The sequence below is a fragment of the Phycisphaeraceae bacterium genome, from assembly GCA_019636795.1.
Taxonomy (GTDB): domain Bacteria; phylum Planctomycetota; class Phycisphaerae; order Phycisphaerales; family UBA1924; genus JAHBWW01.
Map to the genome: position 1 here is coordinate 653,814 of JAHBWW010000001.1, position 23,981 is coordinate 677,794.

At 60.8% G+C, this 23,981-nt stretch carries 16 protein-coding genes and 1 pseudogene; 9 read left to right on the forward strand and 8 right to left on the reverse strand.

Annotated elements, in window-relative coordinates; translation table 11 throughout:
* The first annotated feature begins 1 nt into the window (after nt 1).
* The 3 genes from KF757_02740 (at nt 2) to fusA (ending at nt 5,967) form a co-directional block, all read left to right on the forward strand.
* Nucleotides 2–1,120, forward strand: a complete 1,119-nt coding sequence (locus KF757_02740; GenBank protein MBX3321888.1) for an undecaprenyl/decaprenyl-phosphate alpha-N-acetylglucosaminyl 1-phosphate transferase — start codon at nt 2–4, stop codon at nt 1,118–1,120.
* The gene (locus KF757_02745) at nt 1,117–3,423 is read left to right on the forward strand and encodes an O-antigen ligase family protein (GenBank protein MBX3321889.1); all 2,307 of its coding nucleotides are present in this window, start codon (nt 1,117–1,119) and stop codon (nt 3,421–3,423) included. Before KF757_02740 ends, KF757_02745 begins: the two co-directional genes overlap by 4 nt.
* Before the next feature lie 426 nt (nt 3,424–3,849).
* Nucleotides 3,850–5,967 carry an elongation factor G gene (gene fusA / locus KF757_02750; protein MBX3321890.1) on the forward strand — a complete coding sequence of 706 codons (2,118 nt, stop codon included), beginning with the start codon at nt 3,850–3,852 and terminating at the stop codon, nt 5,965–5,967.
* A gap of 113 nt (nt 5,968–6,080) precedes the next feature.
* Here fusA and KF757_02755 read toward each other — a convergent pair whose 3' ends face one another.
* The 4 genes from KF757_02755 to KF757_02770 form a co-directional block, all read right to left on the reverse strand.
* Complete coding sequence (locus tag KF757_02755) at nt 6,081–6,476, reverse strand: hypothetical protein (protein ID MBX3321891.1); 396 nt, start codon at nt 6,474–6,476, stop codon at nt 6,081–6,083.
* The gene (locus KF757_02760; protein ID MBX3321892.1) at nt 6,473–7,123 is read right to left on the reverse strand and encodes a hypothetical protein; all 651 of its coding nucleotides are present in this window, start codon (nt 7,121–7,123) and stop codon (nt 6,473–6,475) included. The genes KF757_02755 and KF757_02760 overlap by 4 nt, the downstream gene beginning before the upstream one ends.
* A gap of 88 nt (nt 7,124–7,211) precedes the next feature.
* Nucleotides 7,212–8,177 carry a deoxyribose-phosphate aldolase gene (deoC, locus tag KF757_02765; protein ID MBX3321893.1) on the reverse strand — a complete coding sequence of 322 codons (966 nt, stop codon included), beginning with the start codon at nt 8,175–8,177 and terminating at the stop codon, nt 7,212–7,214.
* Complete coding sequence (locus KF757_02770; GenBank protein ID MBX3321894.1) at nt 8,146–9,075, reverse strand: alpha/beta hydrolase; 930 nt, start codon at nt 9,073–9,075, stop codon at nt 8,146–8,148. Before KF757_02770 ends, deoC begins: the two co-directional genes overlap by 32 nt.
* A gap of 138 nt (nt 9,076–9,213) precedes the next feature.
* Between KF757_02770 and KF757_02775 the strand changes: the two genes are divergently transcribed.
* Both KF757_02775 and KF757_02780 read left to right on the forward strand, forming a co-directional pair.
* Nucleotides 9,214–9,843: a nucleoside monophosphate kinase gene (locus tag KF757_02775; protein ID MBX3321895.1), complete on the forward strand. Its 630-nt coding sequence runs from the start codon at nt 9,214–9,216 to the stop codon at nt 9,841–9,843.
* 25 nt (nt 9,844–9,868) lie between these two features.
* A pseudogene (locus KF757_02780) lies at nt 9,869–9,964 on the forward strand (prepilin-type N-terminal cleavage/methylation domain-containing protein).
* Nucleotides 9,965–10,697: 733 nt separating this feature from the next.
* Here KF757_02780 and KF757_02785 read toward each other — a convergent pair.
* Nucleotides 10,698–12,767, reverse strand: coding sequence for an elongation factor G (locus KF757_02785; GenBank protein MBX3321896.1), 2,070 nt, complete (start codon nt 12,765–12,767; stop codon nt 10,698–10,700).
* Between the two features lie 240 nt (nt 12,768–13,007).
* On the opposite strand from KF757_02785, the gene KF757_02790 reads away from it, so the two are divergent.
* Nucleotides 13,008–13,868 (forward strand): class I SAM-dependent methyltransferase, encoded by an 861-nt coding sequence (locus KF757_02790; GenBank protein MBX3321897.1) that lies wholly within the window; start codon nt 13,008–13,010, stop codon nt 13,866–13,868.
* Nucleotides 13,869–13,883: 15 nt separating this feature from the next.
* On the opposite strand, the gene KF757_02795 is transcribed toward KF757_02790, so the two are convergent.
* Nucleotides 13,884–15,227 (reverse strand): transglutaminase domain-containing protein, encoded by a 1,344-nt coding sequence (locus KF757_02795; GenBank protein MBX3321898.1) that lies wholly within the window; start codon nt 15,225–15,227, stop codon nt 13,884–13,886.
* Between the two features lie 217 nt (nt 15,228–15,444).
* Here KF757_02795 and KF757_02800 point away from each other — a divergent pair, with 217 nt between their 5' ends.
* Entirely contained in the window at nt 15,445–16,860 is a 1,416-nt protein-coding gene (locus KF757_02800; GenBank protein MBX3321899.1) for a class II fumarate hydratase, read from the forward strand.
* A 17-nt stretch (nt 16,861–16,877) separates the two neighbouring features.
* Here KF757_02800 and KF757_02805 read toward each other — a convergent pair whose 3' ends face one another.
* Nucleotides 16,878–17,690: a sulfotransferase gene (locus tag KF757_02805; GenBank protein MBX3321900.1), complete on the reverse strand. Its 813-nt coding sequence runs from the start codon at nt 17,688–17,690 to the stop codon at nt 16,878–16,880.
* Nucleotides 17,691–17,845: 155 nt separating this feature from the next.
* Nucleotides 17,846–20,179 carry a S8 family serine peptidase gene (locus tag KF757_02810; protein MBX3321901.1) on the reverse strand — a complete coding sequence of 778 codons (2,334 nt, stop codon included), beginning with the start codon at nt 20,177–20,179 and terminating at the stop codon, nt 17,846–17,848.
* A gap of 368 nt (nt 20,180–20,547) precedes the next feature.
* Here KF757_02810 and icd point away from each other — a divergent pair, with 368 nt between their 5' ends.
* Both icd and KF757_02820 read left to right on the forward strand, forming a co-directional pair.
* Nucleotides 20,548–21,990, forward strand: a complete 1,443-nt coding sequence (icd, locus tag KF757_02815) for an NADP-dependent isocitrate dehydrogenase (GenBank protein MBX3321902.1) — start codon at nt 20,548–20,550, stop codon at nt 21,988–21,990.
* A gap of 18 nt (nt 21,991–22,008) precedes the next feature.
* Complete coding sequence (locus KF757_02820; protein ID MBX3321903.1) at nt 22,009–23,691, forward strand: hypothetical protein; 1,683 nt, start codon at nt 22,009–22,011, stop codon at nt 23,689–23,691.
* The last annotated feature ends 290 nt before the right edge of the window (nt 23,692–23,981 follow it).

The window sequence follows — 23,981 nt, forward strand, 5'->3', positions numbered from 1 at the left end:
CATGCACGCGATCGTTCTCGCGCTCATCCTGCCTGCCTTCATCATCGCACTGGCCGCCGCCGCGCTCGCACGCCGTGTCAGCACCCGCCTCGGCGCCCTCGACTCCGCACCACGCCCAGGACAGATCAAGGCCCCACCACGCCGCATCCCAAACACCGGCGGCATCGGTATCTTCCTGGGCCTCGCCATCCCCCTCGCCGCCGCAATCCTCGCCCTCTCCCTTGCCCCCGACTTCATCACCTCAATCGCCCCCTCCACACGCGTTCACCTCGAAGGCATGATCGAACGCCTCCCCGTCGCCATCGCCGTCCTCGCAGGCCTCACCATCCTTCATATCCTCGGCCTCATCGACGATCGAAAACCCCTCGGCCCAATCCTCAAACTCGCCGTCATGCTCGCTGTCGCAGCCGCTGTCATCATCTTCACACAGACACGCCTGCTCACCATGTTCGACTCCCACGTCGGAGGCTCCTGGCTCTCCATCGCACTCACCGTCCTCTGGTTCGTCGTCATCATCAACGCAATCAACTTCATCGACAACATGGACGGCCTGGCCGCCGGCGTCGCTGCAATCGCCGCCGCATGCCTCCTCGCATCCGCTCTCATCGCCGGACAGTGGTTCGTCGCAGCACTTCTCGCACTCACCCTCGGCAGCGCACTCGGCTTTCTCTGCCTCAACTTCCCACCCGCACGCATCTTCATGGGCGACGGCGGCTCACTCGTCCTCGGCTTCCTCCTTGCATTCCTCTCCGTCCGCGCCACCTACATCCCCCAAGGCCTCATCTCCCCACAGCCACACGCCTTCCTCACCCCCCTCGTCATCCTCGCCGTACCTCTCTATGACTTCATCTCCGTCGTCTTCATCCGCCTTCGCCAAGGCAGGAACCCCTTCATCGGCGACCTCCAGCACTTCTCCCACCGCCTCGTCCAGCGAGGCCTCTCACCGCGATCAGCAGTCCTCGTCATCTATGGCTGCACCGTCGTCACCGCACTCGGCGGCGTCGCCCTTCCCACCCTCGCGCCCTGGCAAGCCACACTCATCGGCTCACAAACCCTCCTCGTCCTCCTCGTCCTCGCCCTCCTCGAAGGCTCCGCCTCTCGTTCATCCCCCTCCCCATGATCACCTCCACACTCAACGCACCCGCCTCACGCCTGCACGCCGCAGCAACCACCCTCGGCATCGCACTCGTCATCGCCCCGACACTCATCCGCGCGATCGCCCCCTTCGACCCCATGCCATACTGGAGCACCGATCCCTTCATCCTCTGGTTGCCACACACCGCCATCGGTCCCGCAGCCATCATGGTGCTCAACTTCCTCACCATCCTCGGCGCAGCCCTCATCCTCGCCACCGCCCGCACAGGCCGACCACTCGCCGCAACCACCCTCCTCGTCCTCGGCAGCATCCCCATCTTCATCCATGGCCTGCGCCACGACACCAACTTCGAACTCGGCATGCCGTGGATCGCCGCCGCCGCCGCCGCAATCGCCATCGCCCATCTCCCACGCGCATCCACCGCACGCACCATCATCTTCGCAGCCCTTGCATCCCTCCTCGTCATGTTCACCGCGCGAGGCGTCGTTCAGGTCTTCATCGAACACCCACACACAATCGCCGACTACGAACTCCAGCGCGAAACCTTCCTCGAATCACGAGGCTGGTCCCCCGACTCCATGATGGCACGCAACTACGAGCGACGCCTCTACCAGCCCGAAGCCACCGGCTGGTTCGGCCTCGCAAACGTCTACGCCTCCTTCGCCGCCGCATATCTCGCCGCATTCGCCATCCTCGCATGGCGAGCCTTCGCCCTCCGCGACGACCGACGCATGCCTTTGGTCATGCTCGCCGCCGCCGCATGCGCCCTCGCCTCGCTCTATCTCGCAGGCTCCAAAGGCGCACTCGGCGCACTTCTCCTCGCACTCCCCGCCTTCCTCATCTTCCTCCGCCTCGGCCCCCGCGCACGCATCCTCATCGCACTCGTCCCTATCGCCGCACTCGCCGCAATCATCGCTCGAGGCCTCATCGGCGAACGCATCGCCGAACTCTCACTCCTCTTCCGATGGTTCTACCTCCAGGGTGCCACCGCAATCTTCCTCGATCATCCCCTCATAGGCGTCGGGCCCGCAGGCTTCAAAGACGCATACATGCTCGCAAAACCGCCCCTCAGCCCCGAAGAAGTCCAATCCCCGCACTCCATCTTCTTCGAATACCTCGCAACCCTCGGCCTCTTCGCCCTCGCATGGATCGCACTCCTCGCCGCAGCCTGCCGCTCCATCGCTCACTCCGCACTCACTCCCGCACACTCTCCCGCATCACTCAAAGACTCCCATCAATCAACAGACCAGACCCGCCTCATCACCCTCTCCGCCTTCGCCTTCCTCGGCCTCTCCATCGCAACCTCAGCCCTCATCGAATCCCAACTCATCACCATCCCCATGGCCATCGCCCGCATCACCGCCCTCCTCCTCGCTCTCACCATCACCGCCGCAATCGCCCGCATCGCCGCACGCGACCCGCGCGCCCTCCCCATCGCCTCCGCAGCAGCCGCACTCGTCCTCCTCGCCCACGCTCAGATCGAAGTCACCGCAACCTGGGCATCCTCAGCCCCTCTCGCCGCCATCTTCCTCGGCCTCGCATGCTCTCCCGCCGCCCCAACACCACGACACTCGCGCCTCCGCTCCGCAACCATCGCATCACTCTTCATCCCCGCCTGCGCCTTCAGCCTCGCCTCCAGCATCACCTTCTCCTCACCGTGGCAAGCAACCCTCCACCGCGCCGCCCAGCCAATCGGCCGCCTCGCCCACCTCGAATCCGCCATCCAATCTCCCCCGCCCGAAGGCCCCGCCGCCATCGACCACATCGCCGCATGGGCCGGCACCCCACGCGCCAAAACCAGCCTCGAACTCGCCCACCAGCTCGACATCATCCGACGCGATAATCTCCGCACCGCCGCATCCCTCTTCACCAACGCCGCCGGCCGCCCCGACCACATCCCAACGCGACAAACCGCCGCCCGCCTCAACCTCCAATACGCCCTCCTCGCCGGTTCCCCATCGCACGCCGCCGAAGCCATCCGCCACGCTCAAGAAGCCGTCAACCTCAACCCGCATTCCCCCGCAGCCCTGGCAACCCTCTCCAGCATCCACGAAGCCCTCGCCAATCGCTCCGATCTCACCCCCGATTCCGGGCTTGCACCCGCCATCGCAGCAATGGAACGCGCCGCAACCCTCGACCCCCACGGCCTCACCTACCCCCTCCGCCTCGTCAGCCTCCACCAGCGAGCCGGCAACCCCGATCAAGCCGCCCATTACGCCCGCATCGCCCTACAAAACCACGAGAAACTCCGCCTCGACCCCCTCCGCCAACTCACGCCAACCGAGTACGCCCACCTCTCCGCCATCGTCCGCGCAAACACCCCGTGAATTCTCGGACGATCCGCTCGCATTTGCCCTCGCTCTCCCAGCCCGACACTTGATCCGCGCCGCATCACGCCTACCATTTCCTGCAGAGGCTGTCGATGCGTCACGACGCAGAGCACCCCCAAAACTGGTGGCGTCGGGCCGACCAGCCTCTTCGATCACGGCCGGAGTGTGCACCATGGACGAGGAAGAAGAAATCCGTTTGCAGTAACTTCCCCCGACGCCATCACCAGGCGCTCGGCCAGCACATCACCCCGCACGCCGATATTCAGAAGTTTCTCCGCCCGCATGCCGATTTGCTTATGCGGGTTCGTTCTTCCCCACGCACGCCATTGTTCAGAATACCACTCGGAGGATCAGTGCGGCCCAGTTCGCCCGCGCATTCCGCCGACTCCACCACCCCGATTCACACACAAGGAAGTATCACCTATGTCCTCCGACCTCTCAAACATCCGCAACATCGGCATCTGCGCTCACATCGACGCAGGCAAAACAACCGTCACCGAACGCATCCTCTTCTACACCGGCAAAAACTACAAACTCGGTGAAGTTCACGAGGGTACCGCCACCATGGACTTCCTCCAGGAAGAACAGGAGCGCGGCATCACCATCCAGTCCGCCGCAACCACCTGCCCATGGACACGCAGCGGCAGAGAATACAAAATCAACCTCATCGACACCCCCGGACACGTCGACTTCACCATCGAAGTCGAACGCTCCCTCCGCGTCCTCGACGGCGCCGTCGCCGTCTTCGACGGCAAGGAAGGCGTCGAAGCCCAGTCCGAAACCGTCTGGCGCCAGGCCGACCGTTACAAAGTCCCCCGCCTCTGCTTCATCAACAAAATGGACAAACTCGGAGCCGACTTCGAGTTCTCCTTCTTCTCCATCATCAAACGCCTCGGTGCCAACCCCATCGCCGTCCAGTACCCCATCGGACACGGCAACGAACTTCAGGGCATCATCGACCTCCTCGCCATGAAGGCCTACTTCTTCTCCAAAGAAGACAACGGCGCAACCGTCACCGAAGGCGAAATCCCCGCCGAATACGCCGACAAAGCCGCCGAGTGGCGACACACCCTCATCGAAAAAGCCGTCGAACTCGACGACAACCTCCTCGAACGTTACCTCGAAGACGAAAACTCCATCACCGTCGACGAACTCCGCGCCGCTCTCCGCAAGGGAACCATCGCTCGCGAGTGCAACCCCGTCTTCTGTGGTGCCGCTCTCCGAAACATCGGCGTCCAGCGCCTCCTCGATGGCGTCATCGACTACCTCCCAAACCCTCAGGAAGTCCCGCCCGTTCAAGGGCTCGACCCCAAGGATCCCGAGAAGAAACTCAGCCGCCCTCACGACGAGTCCGCACCATTCAGCGCGCTCGTCTTCAAGGTCGTCGCCGATACCCATGGCGATCTCACCTACGCACGCATCTACTCCGGCAAACTCGCAAAAGGCACCCGCGTCCTCAACCCCGTCAACGGACGCCGCGAAATCGCCAGCCGAATCTTCGAAATGCACGCCAAGGATCGCTTGGCCCTCGATGAAGTCAGCGCCGGAAACATCGTCGCCCTCGTCGGCATCAAAGACTCAATCACCGGCGACACCCTCTGCGATTCCGACACCCCGATCGTCCTCGAACGCATGACCTTCCCCGAGCCCGTCATCAGCATGTCCATCGAGCCCAAGACCGCCGACGACAAAAAGAAACTCTCCGACGCGCTCGTCACCATCCGCCGCGAAGATCCTTCATTCCGCTCCGAGTTCAACGACGAAACCGGACAGACCATCATCTCCGGCATGGGCGAACTCCACCTCGAAATCATCAAGAACAAGATCGTCCGCGACATGAAGGTCAACGTCGAAGTCGGCAAGCCCCGCGTCTCATACCGCGAAGCCATCTCCGGCACCGCAAACAACGTCCGTGGCCTCTTCAAGAAGCAGTCCGGCGGCCGCGGTCAGTTCGGCGACGTCACCATCAACCTCATGCCCTACACCGAAGAGCAGGCCAAGGCCGACGGCGTCAACTTCAAGAACAACATCGCCTTCGTCAACAAAGTCGTCGGCGGCTCAATCCCCAAGGAATTCATCCCCTCAGTCGAGGCCGGTGTTCGCCAGACCGCCATCGGCGGCGTCACCGCCGGTTACCCCCTCATCAACATCAAGGTCGAACTCGTCGATGGCTCATACCACGACGTCGACTCCAGCCAGATCGCCTTCGAACAGGCCGGACGCCTCGCCCTTCGCGATGCCGTCTCCAAGGCCCGCAGCATCCTCCTCGAACCCATCATGAAGGTCGTCATCACAACGCCCGAAGACTACCTCGGCAACGTCACCGGCGACCTCTCCAGCCGCCGCGGCATGATCCTCGACTCCGAAGACCGCGGACCCGTCAAGATCGTCACCGCCGAAGTCCCCCTCTCCGAAATGTTCGGCTACACCACCACCCTCCGAGGCCTCAGCCAGGGTCGCGCCTCAAGCGTCATGGAATTCATGAAGTACGCCCCCATGCCCACCAACCTTCAGAAGGAAGTCATCGAAGCCGGCGCCTGACCCGCGCCCCACAAAACCTTCGTTCTCACACGTTCACCCGCCGGCACATCGAGCGCCGGCGGGTTGTTTTTTTGGGGTTGTTTTTTGGGTTCCGCACTTCGATCAGCCACGCTTCACGTCAGCATCAGCAGCCCGCGCGCCCCAAGCCCCACCGCCAGACCCCACACCAGATTCACCAGCGTCCCGCCCAGAAAAAACCCAGGATTCTGCTTGATCGCCTCCGTCCGCACCAGCGACTTGGCCGCAAAAATCAACGCAAGCCCCGCATAGTTCCCCGTCAGCACAAACGTCAGCGTAATGATGTTCTCGCACTTCCCGATCACCACGCTCGGATCAAACCTCGGCCACCCACCCGCAGGCATCTCACGCCCATCCATCGGTGGCCACGAACTCTTCACACCCGGCGGCAACACAAAATAGCGCACCATATATCCGCTCAGCCCAATCGCCAGCGCATACGCCGCTGCAAGGATCAAAGCACGCAACACAAATGTCCAGAAATCAATCATCCGCCTTCGCTCCCAGCGCTTCCCATCTCGCTCAGCCCGCAGTGTACCGCATTCTCGATCCGTTGCATCAAATCAAAACCCGCTCGGCTCAGCGATCGCGAAATCGTCTGCGCCGAAACTCCCAGCGCCTCCGCCGCCCCCAGTTGCGTCTCATGCACCCGCGCCGCGATCACAAACTCCCGCTGCCGCGCGCTCCATTCGTGCATCAGTCGCCCATGCGCCGCCGCCGCCGCTTCGGTCAGCATCACCAGCGACTCTGGCGCCTCAGGCACCATCACCGCAAACGGCATCTTCTCCCGCTTCGCCCGCGCCAGCGCATCCGCCGCACGATGAAACGCCGACCCATCCAGCGCCCCCGCATCGCCCGAGTCCAGCCCGATGTCAATCGCACCGCACCCCAGCGCCCACCGAAACCGGTGGGGCCACACCCGTTCATTCAGCGCGACCGCAATCTCAAACGCCCGATCAGGCCTGACCAACGCCGCCGAGAGTTCGTCAATCCCCTTCGTGCTCGTCAGCGCCGCCGTCCATTCCGACGCAAACCCCACACGCAGCTCTTCCAAGGCCTGCCCCAGCCGCTCCGCAAGCGCAGCACGGTTCTTGACCAGGCGCGAATCAATCAGGTCAGCAATCAGCGCGTAGTGCATGATTCAAGTATATCGTCCAAAATAGGCTGATACACCATAATCAATCAAAAATGGCTAATATCAACAAATAAGCCATAAAAGGCTGATTTTACGCGTCCGAGAACTCATCATCCGCCGGATACGAACCCCGCCGCAGTTTCACATACGACCGCAGCAGATCATTCAGCAGCGTCGAAGCCCCGAACCGGAACAACGCCGGACTCAGCCACGGGCAGGCGCGGGGGGCCGTCAGAGGCCCAACCGTCTCACTCACCATGCACAGGTAGTGCCACGCCTGCTTGGCAGTCCTGATGCCTCCAGCCGGCTTCAGCCCAATCAGCCGCCCCGATCGCAGATACTCATCGCGGATCGCCTCGAGCATCACCAGGCACACCGGCATCGTCGCCGCAGGCTGCACCTTGCCCGTACTCGTCTTGATGAAATCCCCATCCCGAATGCACGCAATCGCAATGTCGCTCGCACGCCGCACGTTGTCGAGCGTCTCCAACTCTCCCGTCTCCAGAATCACCTTCAGATGCACACCGCCCCTATGCCCATTGCGGCCGCTCTCCGCTTCGCACAACGCCGCCACCTCGCCAATCTCTTCCGCAACCTCGTCGTACCGCCCCGACAGAAACGCCCCGCGATTGATCACCATATCAATCTCATCAGCTCCAGCAACAATCGCCTGCTTCGTGTCGCGAAGCCGCACCTCAAGCGGATACTGCCCGCTCGGAAATCCAGTCGCCACGCTCGCCACCTTCACGCTCGTTCCTTCAAGCAACTCACGCGCAACCGGCACCAGATTCGGATACACACACACCGCCGCAACACTCGGCACACGCTCACCGAGCTCCGCCTCATCACGCTCAAACGGCCGCACCGCCTTGCGACACAGCGAACGCACCTTCTCGGGCGAGTCCTTCCCCTCCAGCGTTGTCAGATCCGTCATCGAGATCGCCAGCCGCAGCGCCATCGCCTTCGACTCGGCCTTGATCGATCGCGTCGCAAACGACGCCGCACGCTGCGACGCAGCAACAGGATCAACCGTCGGGCTGGGAGGAACACTCGGCATCGGTCGAATCGTATGACCGCAGAGGCCCAAACCGCGCCACCGCCGCAACGCACCGCTCCACCGACTCCGCCCTCACCCACAGGCCATTGTGCGTCCCCTGCGCAATCGACACAAAACAACCCAACCGCGCCGCCTCCGCAATCGCCCGCCCATCAGCCTCCGGACAGATCCGATCATCCTCTCCATGCAGCACAAGCAACGGACACTCAACCCGCGCCGCAATCAACGCCCGATCAAACCGCTCCACAACCTTCGGCGAAAACCCAAGCCCGAGCATCGCCGCACGCAGCGCCAACCCCGACGGCAGATCCGACGCCCGCATCACATTGCGGGCCGGAGTCATCGGCAGCCGATACGGAGCCTCAGCAATCACCCCAACCACCGAACGCCGCTCAACCGCCGCAGCAATCGATACCCCCGCCCCCAACGACCACCCATACAGCACCACACCCTCCGCACCCACGCGATCAATCAACGCAACCAGATCCGCCACCTCGCGCCGGCCCAGGCGCGACCGCCCCGGTGCCTCCCCATGCCCAGGCATATCCCACGCAATCAGCCGCGACGCAAACCGGCTCATGTGGCCGATCCGCGCCAGCGCCCCTATCCGCGAGTCACCCCACCCATGCGTCAGAATCACCACAGGCCCGCGTGCCTCAAGCCCCGCGATATCCCACACCGGCAGCTCTAGCCCCCCCGACCCAAGCCGCCACTCGCTCCACCCCAGTGGCGGCGAAAGTTCACCCGGCTCCCCCGCAATGTTGCGCACCACCGCCGACACATACGTCCGCCTCGGAGGATGCGATAACTTCCACCCAATGACCCACACCAGAAGCAGAAAATAGCCCAACCCCCCGACAGCGAGCAGCACAAACAATCCTGGAAGGTGGTGAAGCATGGGTGGGGGGGTGTTGAATCAACGCAATCTATAGCACCCGCCGCCCGCTCTGCGCCCACATCCCCGCTTTCTGGTTTGCCCGCAACGATCTGGCCGAATACCGTGGTTCCGGCATTTCGCCGTTCTGGAGGTTCTCCAATGTCCGACCGCTACCAGACCGTCCTGCTCTTTGGAGCCCCCGGCGCAGGCAAGGGCACACAGGGCAAGATCCTCGGCCAGATCCCCGGCTTCTTCCACCTCTCCTGTGGCGAAATCTTCCGCAACATGGATATCACCAGCGAACTCGGACGCATCTTCCGCGAATTCTCCTCACGCGGCGAACTCGTCCCCGACGATGTCACCGTCCGCATGTGGGCCCAGAACATCAAAGCCCAGACCATCCTCAGCCTCTACAAACCACACATCGACCTCCTGATCCTCGACGGCATCCCACGCAGCGTCCGCCAGGCCGAACTCATGAAGCAGCACATCAACGTGCTCCAGATCATCCATCTTGTCTGCCGCGACAAGGAAAAAATGGTCGAACGCCTTCAGCGTCGCGCACTCAAGGAAAACCGTCACGACGACGCAAAAGAAGACGTCATCCGACGCCGCTGGGAGGTCTACGAACGCGAGACGCGCCCCGTCCTCGATTGCTACCCCGCCAGCATCATCCGCGAAGTCGATGCGATGGGTTCCCCCGCAGCCGTCCTCCAGCACGTCCTCGGCGAAGTCGTCCCCGTCCAGGAAACACACTTCTCCAACCCCGTCGATGGCTCGCCCACCTGAACGCACGCGCTCCTACCCTTCGCTCATGCGCCGCGCCTTCACGCTCATCGAGCTCCTTGTCGTCATCGCCATCATCGCTCTGCTTATCGCGATTCTCCTCCCCGCACTCTCAAAAGCCCGCGTGGCCGCCCTCTCCGTCACCTGCGGCTCGCGCCTCCAGCAAATCGGCATCGGCCTCGGGCTCTACCTCTCCGACTTCCCCGATCGACTCCCCCAAATCCGAGGCCCCATTCCCGGCGGCGGCGAAGGAATCATCGGAGCACTCTTCGCAGGCACCAAAGGACAACTCCCCTTCTATGGCATCAACGAAATCGGCGCCTCCCGACGCCCGCTCAACTCATACGTCATCGACTTCTCGGTCCCCGACGACTCTGCCGACAACACCGTCGAGCTCGCAGCATTCGAATCGCCCGCAGACCGCGGCGCAGGCGACACCGGCGTCCCCATTCCCGGCCTCAACTCCACCGAATCCATGTACCGCCTCATCGGCTGCTCATACACACTCAACGACCACGCCCCCGACGCCAACCCATTCGGCGAAGACATTCGCACACTCGTCCCGCCACAGGGCGGACGCATGCCCAACGTCTTCGACCACACACGCACCGTCGTCATCGGCTCCCACCCCATCTACAACTTCGACTCCGGTGCCGATCGACAGATGAACTGGTACGGCAGGCGCGACGGGCAGGACGCAATCGCCAACATGCTCTTCCTCGATCTCCACGTCAACGTCGGCGTGCGCATGCCAAACCCCGGCGGCAAAACACCGCCGCACTCCACCGACAACTACTCTTTCCTTCCAAGCCCCGACTGGGTCGCACGCTATCCGTGGTAAAAATCGGCTGGCAAACTCAGTCCTCGTCCTTGTGCCCCGCGAACGCAGCAATCACTTCCTGCTGAATGTGCGCCGGCGTGTTCTCGTCGTGCGAGTAGTCCATCGTGTACGAACCCGAGCCGCCTGTGATGCTCTTGAGTTCATTCGAATAGTTCTGCAACTCACCCAGCGGCGCCTGTGCCACCACGCAGCACATGCCCCCCGCCAGCACCCGCGTATCCTGCACACGCCCACGCTTCGTCGACAGGTCGCCCGCGATATCGCCCATGTATTGGCTCGGACACGTCACCTCCAGCGTCACGATCGGTTCAAGCAGCACCGGCTTGGCCTTGTGCACCGCATCGATGAACGCCTTGCGACCCGCAGTAATGAACGCGATTTCCTTCGAGTCCACCGCGTGATACTTCCCGTCATACACCTCCACACGCACACCCGTGAACGGATACCCCGCCACCGCACCGTCTGAAAGCGTCGAACGAATCCCCTTCTCAATCGCAGGCATGTACTGCTTCGGGATCGAGCCGCCCACCGTCGCATTCACAAACTCAAACCCCGACTCATGATCGTGCGGCAGCGGCTCCACACGCAAATACACCTCCCCAAACTGCCCCGCTCCGCCAGTCTGCTTCTTATGCCGATGATGCCCGTCGGCCTTGGCAGTGATCGTCTCCTTGTACGCAATCTTCGGCGGGCTTGTCACCAGTTCAATCCCGAAGTGCTCCTTCATCCGCTCAATCACAATGCGCAGATGCAACTCGCCCAGCCCACGCAGCACCGTCTGCTTCGTCGCCGCGATCCGTTCCATCCTCAGGCTCGGATCCTCCGCAAGCAACTTCGCCATCGCTCCCGAAAACTTCGATTCATCCGCGTGATTCTTCAGTTCGATCGCAAGCCCGAACATCGGCTTGGGCAGCGGCAGCGGCCGAAGATGCAGACTGTCAAGCTCATGCCCCGTGTGCAGCACCGCATCGTAAAACACCTCTTCAATCTTGCTCACAGCCCCGATATCCCCAGGACCAATCGCCTCCACTTCATGCGATTCCTTCCCCTGCCGCTTGAGCAGATGCCCGATCCGCACCGCCTTCTTGTTATGCCCGATCAGCACCTCAGTCTTGGCCCGGATCGAACCCTGATGCACCCGAAACACACCCAACTTGCCCACAAACGGGTCCGTCGTGATCTTGAAAATGTTGGCAATCAGCGGCCTGTCGATCATCGGCTCGGCATGGAACTCGTACTCCTCGCCCTCATCCGAATCACGCTTCATGAAAGGCCTCGGATTTCCCTCCAGCGGATTCGGCAGCAGCGATGCAAAAATGTGCAACAGCGAATCAACACCAGCCCCCGTCTTGGCCGACACAAAACAGATCGGAATCAGGTGCGCCTCGCGCAGTGCCGCCTCGAACGCGTCATGCAACTTCGACTTGTCGAGGTTCGCGTCGTCCCCCTCCTCCAGATACTGATTCAGCAACTCGTCCTGCATCTCCACAATCTGCTCGACAATCTGCTGGTGCGCATCCTCCGCACTCGAAAACAGCGTCGGACCTTTCACCACAGGATCAAACACGCCCACCACATCCGTCCGATCCGGCGTCGGCAGATTGATCGGCAGGCACACCGCGCCGAACTCCTCACGCAGCGCCTCCACCAGCGACTCGATATCCGCGTTTCCATCGTCGATCTTGTTGATGATGATCATCCGCGGCAGATTCCGCTCCGCCGCAACGCTCATCATCCGCCGGGTCACCGTGTCAATCCCGCGCGCCGCATCAATCACCACGCACACCGTCTCCACCGCAGGAAACACACTGATCGCATGCGCCAGAAAATCAGGCATCCCCGGCGCATCAATCATGTTCACCATGTGCCCTTCATGATCAAAATGCAGCATCGAAGGCCGCAACGAATGCTTGTGGTGCTTCTCCTCTTCCGTAAAGTCACTGACCGTGTTCCCATCCTCCACAGTCCCCATCCGCTGAATCACGCCCTTCGTGAACAGCAGCCGCTCGGCCAGTGTCGTCTTGCCGCTGCTCGCCTGACCCACAAGGCACAGATTGCGGATGTCTTCGGGTTTGTGTACAGCCATAGTGTGAAGCCTCCCAGCAAAAGATGCTCGACCCGAAACTCCGGGCCGGTTCAGACATGATGCCCGATTGTAAACGATTGGTCAAGACCCAGCCGATGGGGAACGGACACAGGCCCCTTATCTCCTCTCAACACCCCGCAACCCTCTGTCTGTTTGGTATCTGCCCGTCGAAACCGGTTATTACCCTTGTCGCAGTCCCCCCGACTCCATATCCTCCCGCCCATGAGCGAGGCTTCCTCGATGACAAACGCAACCCACTCGCCCTCCGCCACCAGCGACATCATCACGCCCGCCGGCCGAACCCTCTCGGCTCAGCTTGCTCAAACCATCGCCCCCCAGCGACCCTACGACGACGATCCCTTCGATAAACTCGCTCAACAGTACAACTTCCTCCTCACCTCCGACCGCCGCCGCGTCTTCTCACGCCTCGTCATCAAGGAATGCGAACGCGTCCGCCGCGAATCCGCAGGCCCCGTCCGCGTGCTCGACATCGGCTGCGGCCGAGGCATCGGACGACAGACCGTCTACACCGAAGCCATGCGCGCATACATCGACGAGTTCTGGGGCATCGAGCCCGACGATCAGGTCACCCCGCGCGAAGGTCTCTTCGATCACTTCCAGCACGCACTCATGGAAACCGCAACGCTTCCCGAATCCTACTTCGACGTCATCTACAGCTTCATGGTCATGGAGCACGTCGCTGAGCCCGAAAAATTCCTCGCCGCCTCCGCACGCTGCCTCAAGCCCGGAGGCGTCCACATCTTCATGACCCCCAACGCCGGACACTACTTCACCATCAGCGCTTCGCTCATGCACAAGCTCAAAATCGACGAACTCGTCCTCCGCCTCCTCAAGCGAGGCGAAGAAGAGTCGTACCACTACCCCGTTCAATACAAGTGCAACTCGCCCCGGCAGATCACCGCCGCCGCAACCCGCGCCGGCTACAGCACATGCCAGTACGCCTTCCTCGAATCCGAAGGCCCAACAGGCTACATGAAGGGCCCCCTCGTCCTCGCCTACCACGCCCTGCGATTCAAACGCAAGATCATCAAGTCACAAAAGTGCCTGCTCACACTCACCGCCCGGCTCACCCGCGCCTGACTCTCCGCCCGCGCCTCAAGGCCGCCGCTGCTGCTTGCGCACACCCTCAGGCATCGCATCCACAAACTGCGCCATCGGCGCATCACGCTGAAACGTCAGAAACTGCCCCGCAATCGCAGGCATCGCCGGCATCACGTTCCACGACCACAACGAAGGCCCGAACTTCCTCGACCTGCGATCAAGCACGCTCACAAACGATCCATACGAAAACCCCGGAACCCAATGCGCCGTGAAGTGATACGAAATCGGTATCACCTCATCAAGCTCATCATGCGTCCCAAAATACTTCAGCGGCCGCTCAAACTGCTGCGTCCACGCCGAACTCGCCTGCAACTTCACAATGTCCACCGGAATCCACGCCAGCCGACGCTTCTCATCTGCCTCCGATTCGTCATACAACGCAAACTCCACCCACGCCCGCAACGAATCCGCATCGCCCGGCCTCGGCCTGTTCAAAGGCCTGCGATAGTCATACCCGATCACCACACGCGCCGGAATCCCCGCAGCCCGATACGTCGCAACCAGCAGCGTCACCAGATCAAACTTCGACCCACGCCCTTCACGCAGCGCACGCTCAGGACCCTCCACATGAAACGCGCCAAACGCCGTCGTCGCAGCCCCAAGCCCACCTAGCGGCCCCGCCGGACCATCCACTCCACGCCCGCTCACCCTATACGACTGCGCAACCTTCATCGCCAGCCACTTGGCTGTCAACGCCGGCGCCAACGCCTGCGGGTTCCCCTCCGTCCATTCCTGCACCTTCTCGCGCACCTGCGTCAGGTCATAAGGCCCATCAGGACCATAATCGATAAACATCTCCGGCTCAAACGTCGACTTGCACACCGCTGGCCAGTCCGTCGGCCACCCGATTGTCCGCGCCTTCGCCTCGTCATACTCCGTACGCCAACTCCGCCCATACGTCGTCATCTGCAACGTCATCTGGCGCACCTTCGCAATCTCGCCGAAGTTCATCTCCACCAGAAACGTCCCACCAGGCAGAGGCACCCCCTCCGATCGATTCACAAAAACCCGCGGCTCATCATCCACCAACTGATCGTTGATGAACAACTTCACATCCAGATGATCCAGAAACACCTGCGCATGACTCGACGACGGCGCAAGCGGAAAAAAAACATTCCCGCTCATCGCGTCAAACGACTTTGTCGCGGTATACACACGATCCGAACTCGGGCTTGTATCGTCAAAGTTCCCCACGCCAAGTCGCGTAGCGAACTTCCATTCCTTCGGCCTCGTCAGCGTCAAAACGCTGTGAACGTCCCACCACACTTCCTGCGCACTGGCCATCATCGTCATCGACGCCACAACGCCCATCACACCAAGCACCCTTGTACGCCTCATTCGATGGTCTCCATCGGGCCAGCCGCCACGGTCAGCGCCTTCAAACCGAGCGAGCAGTGCTCAACTCTTCGCTTGGTCCATGGCTCGGGTTCCCGCTGTGCCAAAAGCATATCGCCTCGACAACCCTCGAACCAACACCCGCACCTCCTACAGTTAAGCCGTACAAAAGGAGCGTTTCGTGACAATCTCCGCAAAAACCCGCATCGAAAAAGACTCAATGGGCGAAATGCCCGTCCCCGCCGACGTCCTCTACGGCGCATCCACACAACGCGCAGTCCTCAACTTCCCAATCTCAGGCCGCCCCGTTCCGCCACAACTCATTCAGGCATACGCGATCCTCAAGTCCGCATGCGCACACGCCAACGAAAAACTCGGCAAACTCGATCCTGATCGCACAAATGCCATCGCCCAGGCATGCAATCAGATCCACAACGCCCTCCCCGATCATGGCGGCCTCGCAATGCACTTCCCCATCGACATCTTCCAGACCGGTTCCGGCACAAGCACCAACATGAACCTCAACGAGGTCATCGCAAACCTCGTCTGCATCGCACGCAACAAACCAATCGGCTCCTCCAAAGACGCCGCATACCTCACCGCAGGCGGCGTCCACCCAAACGATCACGTCAACATGGGTCAGTCCTCCAACGACACCTTCCCGACCGCAATGAACCTCGCCGCCGGCATCGCAATCAAGAATCAACTCCTCCCCGCCATCACCCGCATGAAAAACGATCTCGAACGCAAAGCCGCCGCGTGGGATCACATCGTCAAGATCGGCCGCACACACCTACAGGACGCAACCCCAATCCGCCTCGGGCAGGAATTCTCAGGCTACGCCGCACAAATGGCACACGCCGAAGAACGACTCCACCGCGTCCTCCACGTCATCGGCGAACTCGCAATCGGAGGCACCGCCGTCGGCACCGGCATCAACACCCACCCACGCTTCGCAGGCCTCGTCGCCGCAGAACTCACCCGCGTCACCGGCGTTCACTTCCGCGAAGCAACCAACCACTTCGAAGCACAACACACCCGCGACGCCATCGTCGGCGCAAGCGCAAACCTCCGCACCATCGCCGTCAGCATCACCAAAATCGCAAACGACATCCGCTGGCTCGGGTCCGGGCCACGCTGCGGCATCGGAGAACTCAAAATCCCCGCCGTCCAGCCCGGCTCGTCCATCATGCCCGGCAAGGTCAACCCCGTCATCTGCGAAGCCGCCATCATGGCTTGTTGCCAGGTCATCGGCAACGACACCGCAATCATGGTCGGAGGCCTCGGAGGCGTCGGATCACTCCTCGACCTCAACGTCGCAATGCCAATGATGATCGCAAACCTCCTCGACTCCATCTCCCTCCTCGCAAACACCGCAAACGTCTTCACCTCAAACCTGCTCGAAGGCCTCGAACCCGACCAGGCACGCTGCGCTTCCCTCATCGAAGGCAGCCTCGCCATGTGCACCAGCCTCGTTCCCGTCATCGGCTACGACAAATCCGCCGCACTCGCCTATCAGGCATACCGCGAAGGCAAGACCGTTCGTCAACTCGCCCTCGAACAGAAACTTCTCCCCGAAGCCGAACTCGCACGCCTCCTCGATCCAATGACCATGACGCGCCCATCCGAAGATTGATCCGCGCCCACTCTGCCTCACACCTTCACCGTGCCTCCATACCCCAGCGACTCCAGCGACTCTTCCCCGCACATCTTCATCAACTCCGCTTCCACCGCCTCAGGTATCTCCCATCGGCGCACCGACCCTTCATGAGGCCGTCCGAACCTCCGCGTGTTCTCATCTCCATACCCCTCGTGGTGCTCGCGCCCGCCATACGCCACCATCCCCGGCTCAAACTCCAGCCCAAGGTGCGCACACACTCGCCGCAATTCGTCCTCCGCGCTCGTGCATAACTCTTCATATCGCACCACGCAGCAGCCCTGCTCACGCACGAATCCCCCCAGCCGCCGCACATCGCCCGCCACACCACCGATCTGCGATTCAAGCATCGCGCCCTCTGCGTGCCTCCATGTATGCCGCGACCACAGAATCCCGCGAGGGTCGCGCGCCAGCACCACAAACTTCGCCTCCGGAAACAAAACCCGCAGCGCCCCAGCCATCGGCAGGTATGGCGGAGTCTTGTCCACAAACACCAACGCCCCATCAGGCATGTTCGCCGCATAAAACCGCCCCGCAAACGCACGGCAGCACGCAACAAACTGCTCCCGCGACAAATGGCTCTTGATCGCCGCCGCCGCCTGCCCAGGCTTGTACACCGGGCTCTCCCCAGTCCCCTCCCACATGTTCAGCAGAGGCAGCAGAAACCACGTCTCCGCCGGGCTGTACACCCGCGAATGCGAATCAAGCATCTTCCGCAGCAGCGTCGTCCCGCTCCGAAACGCACCGAGCACAAACGCAAGCCCACGCCCAGTCTCAAAATCCGCAGCCGTCGGAGCTCTCGATTTCATCTCACACGTGTTCATCTCACAACTATCGACCCCCTCCGCGCAATCCGGTTCAACACACGCCCCACGCAAACACTCATCGCGCAATTCCTGCGCACTCCAATAAAAAGAGCGGCGCCCATGCGCCGCTCTGAGTTCATTCCATCTTCTCGAAAACCTTACGACCCGGGAGGTCCGATCGGCGTGCCAACATCGCCCCCGCCAGGCATCGGACGGCCGTTCTGCCCGCCCGGCCCAGGCCCCGGATCGCAATACCCAGGAGACCAGTTGGTCAGGAAAATCTGCAAGTCCGCGTACGTGATCAGACCGTCATTGTTCAAATCCGCCCACGGATCGCCCGCGTACCACAAATCAAGGAAAATCATCAGGTCTTCAACCGTCACGATCCCGTCACCATTCATATCGCCCGGACAACGTTGATTCAGCGGCGGACACAGGAAGAACTCTCCATCGCTCACACGCTTCCCGTACATCCGCACGCGATAACTCACCCACGTCTTCTCCGCCGCCCCAGGAATCCCGTCCCATCCAAACGGCGCCAGGTCCACCGTGTACTCGCCGTCATTGTCATCAAACGGCTCGGCCGGAATCCAGTCCGTGATCGTGATCGTCCAGTTGCCGCTCGTCAATTCGCCCCAGTGCTTGTACGTCGTAAACGTCCACTCCGTGTACGAACCCACAGGGTCCGGCCTCGGCACCGCCAGCGTCGAAAGCGTGTCGTACGGGCTTTGCAGCGTGATCATCAGGTCGCCAGTCCAGGCCCCCTCGATCGTCAGCGTCACCTCAATCTCCTCAAGCACCGCGTCCGGACGCACGCAGAAACTCTGCACCGAACTCTGTGGCCCATTGAGTGCATGATTGATGTAGAACTCTCCGCTCTCCGGCGGAAACTCCACAAACTCCGCATCAGGCGGTGAATCGCCCACAATCACGATCCCAGTATCAAACATCTCCGGCTTCTTCACGCTCACCCAACTCATCGCCGCATTCACCGCAGCCTCGGCATTGATCAGCCCAAACCCATACGCATCACTGTGACGCTTGAAGCCGCCATTCACCTGCCAGTACGTGTTCCCAAACGGATGCGGGGATGCCGGAGTGAAAAAATACACTCCATCGTTCGCGAAATTCACCGGCAGGCTCGTGTCCGCAAGAATGTGCTTCACATCCCGAAGCGTCAATCCCGAGTTCGCTTCAAGCATCAGTGCAATCACGCCCGATGCCACCGGCGCCGCCGCGCTCGTCCCGCCGAACATATCCGTATACAGGCCCGGATTCAGGAAACTCGGCGCATTGGTCGTCGTCATCCCCCGGCCCGCATCGCCAGCCGAATACGCCGAAACAAACACGCTCGAACCCGCATTGCTGTACGACGCCAGATTGTTATCCTCGCCCACCGCACCTACCACAATCGGCCAGCGCGACGCCGTCATCTGTGTGTAGTCCGACCGCGCGCCAAAGAAGCTCAGATACTGCCCTTCATTGCCCGACGACCACACGATGATCGATCCCTTCCCGCCACGCCCAAACTTCCCCGCGCGTTCGATCGCGTCCATCACATAGTCCGGGCTCGTAAAGTGCATGATCAGCGGAGCAGGAAAATTCGAAAAACCCCACGAATTATTCTTGATCGCAATCGTCGGCGATTGCCAGTTGAACGCCTGCATCGTCTGAAGCGTGCTCCCATTGCGAATCGCTGCCAATGTCGCGCCGTGCGCAACTCCCGCGCCGCCTTCGCCGTTGTTCGCAACCGCCGCGATCAGCCCCGCAACAGCAGTCCCGTGCGATTGATCCACCGGGAACAGCGTCATCCCCATCGACCGCGCCGCGTTGAAGTTCCCCGCAAGGTCCGGGTGATCGATCAGGAAGTTGTCCTCTCCCGCCTCGATCACGCCCACCGTCACGCCGCGACCCGTAATCCCCATCCCATACACCGACGCAACACCAAGGTCATGGCCAACATTCACATCGTTGAACAGGTGCCACTGGTCACCAAGCAGCGGATCGTTGAACGGAATGTTCATGTTCACCGCCGGCGCCCTGTGCTCCACCGTCACCGAGTCGAACTGCCCCTGCAGATGCGTCGCAATCTCCACCGCCTGCCGCACAGTCCCAGTGTCAATCAGGAACCACCCCGGCAACTCCAGCGCACTCACGACCGCCGTCGCACCCGTCGCAACGCTGCCCGGCCTCGACGCCAATGCCTTGCGCACCTCGTCCGCACTCCCGGCCCGCACCACCACCTGGTTGTACAGCACAAACCCCGGAATCTCAATCCCCGGAGCAGCATCAAAAACCTTCGTCGCAACACTCGAAGCACCATCAGCCCGCGAAACCAGATATGAATCACGCACCTTGTTCAGCGGCACATCAAGCCTCACAGCCTCCGCCGGAGCAACGCCACCCCCGACGCGCCCAGCCTGCTGCCCATGCGCAACCCCGCACAACCCAATCGCCGCGCCGGCAATCGCCATCAGCACCGTCGTCTTCATGCGATTCACTCCATTGATTCCGTTCATGTTCTGCCCCATCTTCTGACAGCGTCCGCCGAACACGCCGCATCACCGCGGCACTCTTCATCCAATCGGCCAGAAGCCCGCTTCACCCAAACCCCGCAAAGGGTCCACACGCGCCCGGCACAGTCCACAGTCTACGACATTCTGACCCGCCAAGCGAACAGGCTCTGGACGATTCGTGGATCACTCCCCCAAGGTTCCGATCTCCCCAACTTTCACTCCTCAGCATCCAACCCCAATCAAAACCCGCAAACACCCCCCGCCCCACACCACAACCCTGCAATTCACCCCGCCCGCCCGCTATCATCCTCTCCACAAACAACCTGCCAAGGAGAGCACGAGACATGACCACCGCAGCCGCCTCCCCAATCACCAACTCCGACACCGGCCTCCACGTCCCCAACCACCCCATCATCCCCTTCATCGAGGGCGACGGCACCGGGCCCGACATCTGGAACGCATCCGTCAAAGTCTTCGACGCAGCCGTCGCAAAAGCCTACCACGGCGAACGAAAAATCACCTGGCACGAAACCCTCGCCGGCGAAAAAGCATTCAACAAAACCGGCCAATGGCTCCCCGAGCAAACCCTCGAAGACTTCCGCACCTTCCTCGTCGGCATCAAAGGCCCACTCACCACACCCACCGGCGGCGGCATCCGCTCCCTCAACGTCGCACTCCGACAGATCCTCGACCTCTACACCTGCCTCCGCCCCGTCCGCTACTTCACCGGCGTCCCATCCCCCGTCAAACACCCCGAACTCACCGACATGGTCATCTTCCGCGAAAACACCGAAGACATCTACGCCGGCGTCGAGTTCGAACAAGGCACCGACGACTGCGAAGAATTCCGCAAACTCTTCAAAAAGCACTTCGAATCCCGCTACGAAAAATTCCGCTTCCCCAAGACCTCCGGCTTCGGCATCAAACCCATCAGCCAGAAGGGCACCGAGCGCCTCGTCAAAGCCGCCATCGACTACGCCATCGCCAATGGCCGCACCTCCGTCACCCTCGTCCACAAGGGCAACATCATGAAGTACACCGAAGGTGCCTTCATGAAGTGGGGCTATCAGGTCGCCAAAGACCACTACGGCGCCACCGAACTCGACGGCGGCCCATGGCATGTCATCGATCTGAATAACGATCAACTCCGAGGGGGCGGCTTCCAGCGGGGGGGCGACTTCCAACGGGGGGGCGGCTTCCAGCCGCCCACTTCCGATCAACTCCAGGGAGGAGGCTTCCAGCCACCCACTTCCGATCAACTCCGGGGAGGAGGCTTCCAGCCGCCCGCTTCCCGCTCCATCACCCACATCCCCACCCTCAACGGCAAGGCCAAAGCCGACCCATCCAAAATCATCATCAAAGACGTCATCGCCGACGCCTTCCTCCAGCAGATCCTCACCCGCCCCGCCGAATACGACGTCGTCGCCACCATGAACCTCAACGGCGACTACATCTCCGACGCCCTCGCAGCATGCGTCGGAGGCATCGGCATCGCCCCCGGCGCCAACATCAACTACGACACCGGCCACGCCATCTTCGAAGCCACCCACGGCACCGCCCCCAAATACGCCGGCAAAGACCAGGTCAACCCCGGCTCCGTCATCCTCTCAGGCGAAATGATGCTCCGCTTCCTCGGCTGGACCCAGGCCGCAGACCTCATCATCAAAGGCATCGAAGGCGCCATCACCGCCAAAACCGTAACCTACGACTTCGAACGCCTCATGCCCGGCGCCACCCTCCGCAAGTGCTCCGAATTCGGGGATGACATCATTAAGCACATGGGGTAAGAAGGACAGCTATTTTCGATGGTCGACGACTTCTCCCAACTGATGCAACTACTCAATGGTGGCCAACTCGTCGAGCACCGCTATCCTAACGTGGAACTCAAGCAAAATTGGTCACAGGATGTGGGGAAGGACCTGAGCGGCCAGGCGAATGCGCGGATGTCGGACTCCGCCTTTATCGTCATCGGTGTTAACGACACAGGCGAGGTCGTGGGTCCGTCCGATAATTGGGCAAAGGAAACCGAGCATCGGATGGCCAGTCATATCGGCCAGTATCTCGATCCTCCGCAGGCATGCACTTCTATACAAGCCGTTTCTTGTAAAGGGCGATGGGTTGTAGTTGCTTCCGTTTCTTGCCCTGGCGTAGTAACCAAATGGAATGATTCAGCATATAGAGTGATTGGCACGACTACAAAGAGGCTCACATCGGAAGATGTAATGCACATTTCGCTAGAGATGCCCGGTCTACATGACTACTCCGCCCAGCCGTGGTCAGGTGATATCAACGATGGAGTTGCGTCATTATTTTTAAAGAAGTTTATTTCACACAACGATGATATGGACCATCTTGCAAGCCTAACTCCGAGTCAAGCGCTCCAAAGTCTGAGAATTGCTGATACCAATGTTTCCCGAATCCTCTTCGGTCCAACTAAGTTTCGGGTGGTCAAGTATAACCAGGACGGCGACCCCATAGAAAATCGAAGCCGCGAACCACTTGGACTACTTCTCCTTCCGGACTTCCGCCATGAGATTCAGCTATATACTCAAGAAATACTCGGAGTAGCCGATAAGATTTACAACGACGAAGCATTGCACGAATCTTTTGCGAATGCGGTTGCACATGCCCATTACTTTGACAGTGGTGGCGACATTCTCGTTGAAGTCTACAAGGATAGGGTTATAATTAGCAATTTATGTGCGGCTGGCGCGGCCGCCTTGGCCAATCGCTGGCTTTCCTCAGAACACTACACCTATAACAGGTCGCTGGTGGAATTTCTTAGACTTTGCGAATTTGTAGAAGAGCTTGGCAGAGGCAAGAGGGTCATTTATCGCGAGTCGATAAAATATGGTCACTTGCCGCCAAACGTGAAAATTGGCCGAGCAGGCAAGAATAATCGTTGGTCCCTTTCCATTTTTGGCGGCTTTGCCGATGAAAAACTTGTAAAGCTTCTCACTCGTCTTAGGGATTATTATAAAGATGAGCAAAGAGCGATCGTCGGCCTTTCCCTTGTACTTTGGAGAGACAAGCCAGTTGGCGAATTGAGAGAGTTCTTTGGTCCGGAGTACAATGACCTGCTTCTCGAGCTGCTTAGCGATATGAGAGGCGCGACTTGGTACAGAGCAGAAGACGATCGCGTCTATTTATCTCGGTGGGCACAGCTGATTCTAGATGAGGGTGTTGATTCGAAAAGGCTGTCCTCTGCGGAGGAAGAGCAGTTATTTGAGTTTGCCGCGTCTATGGCGCGGACGTTCAATAAAGGTTTTATAACTAATTGCGATCTGCGCACCTGGGCATCGATTGGCGACGCTCCCTCAGCCAAAACTCAGGCGAGCTTATTGTTAAAGAAATGGGTGCAAAATGGCTCGTTACAGCGGACGAACCGTTCAACCTATTTATTTGTTGGGCAGCCTCGCGACGACGATGTAAAGCGCCGTTTGAGTGAAATTCTGTCAGCGCCTCGGGCGACGCCGTCCCCCGAATGAGGCGGGGTACCGTAGCTATAGGCGGGGCAGCACCTACCGTGATTCGGGGCGGCGTGGCACCGATCGCAATCCGTGCTTCACCTCCCCGTGCCACCGATCACGGCTCTGCGTGATCGGTGCTGCCTTTCTTCCACCCGTCCCATCACCCCACCCTTGTTTGCAATCATCCCTCCGATACCTCAAAGCCCAGGGATCCAAATCCCTGGGCTCTCACACATCCATCTCACACATCCACGACCTCACCAACCCAAAAATCTCCCCCCATCCCCCACCCGCGCGCGCAAGATCCC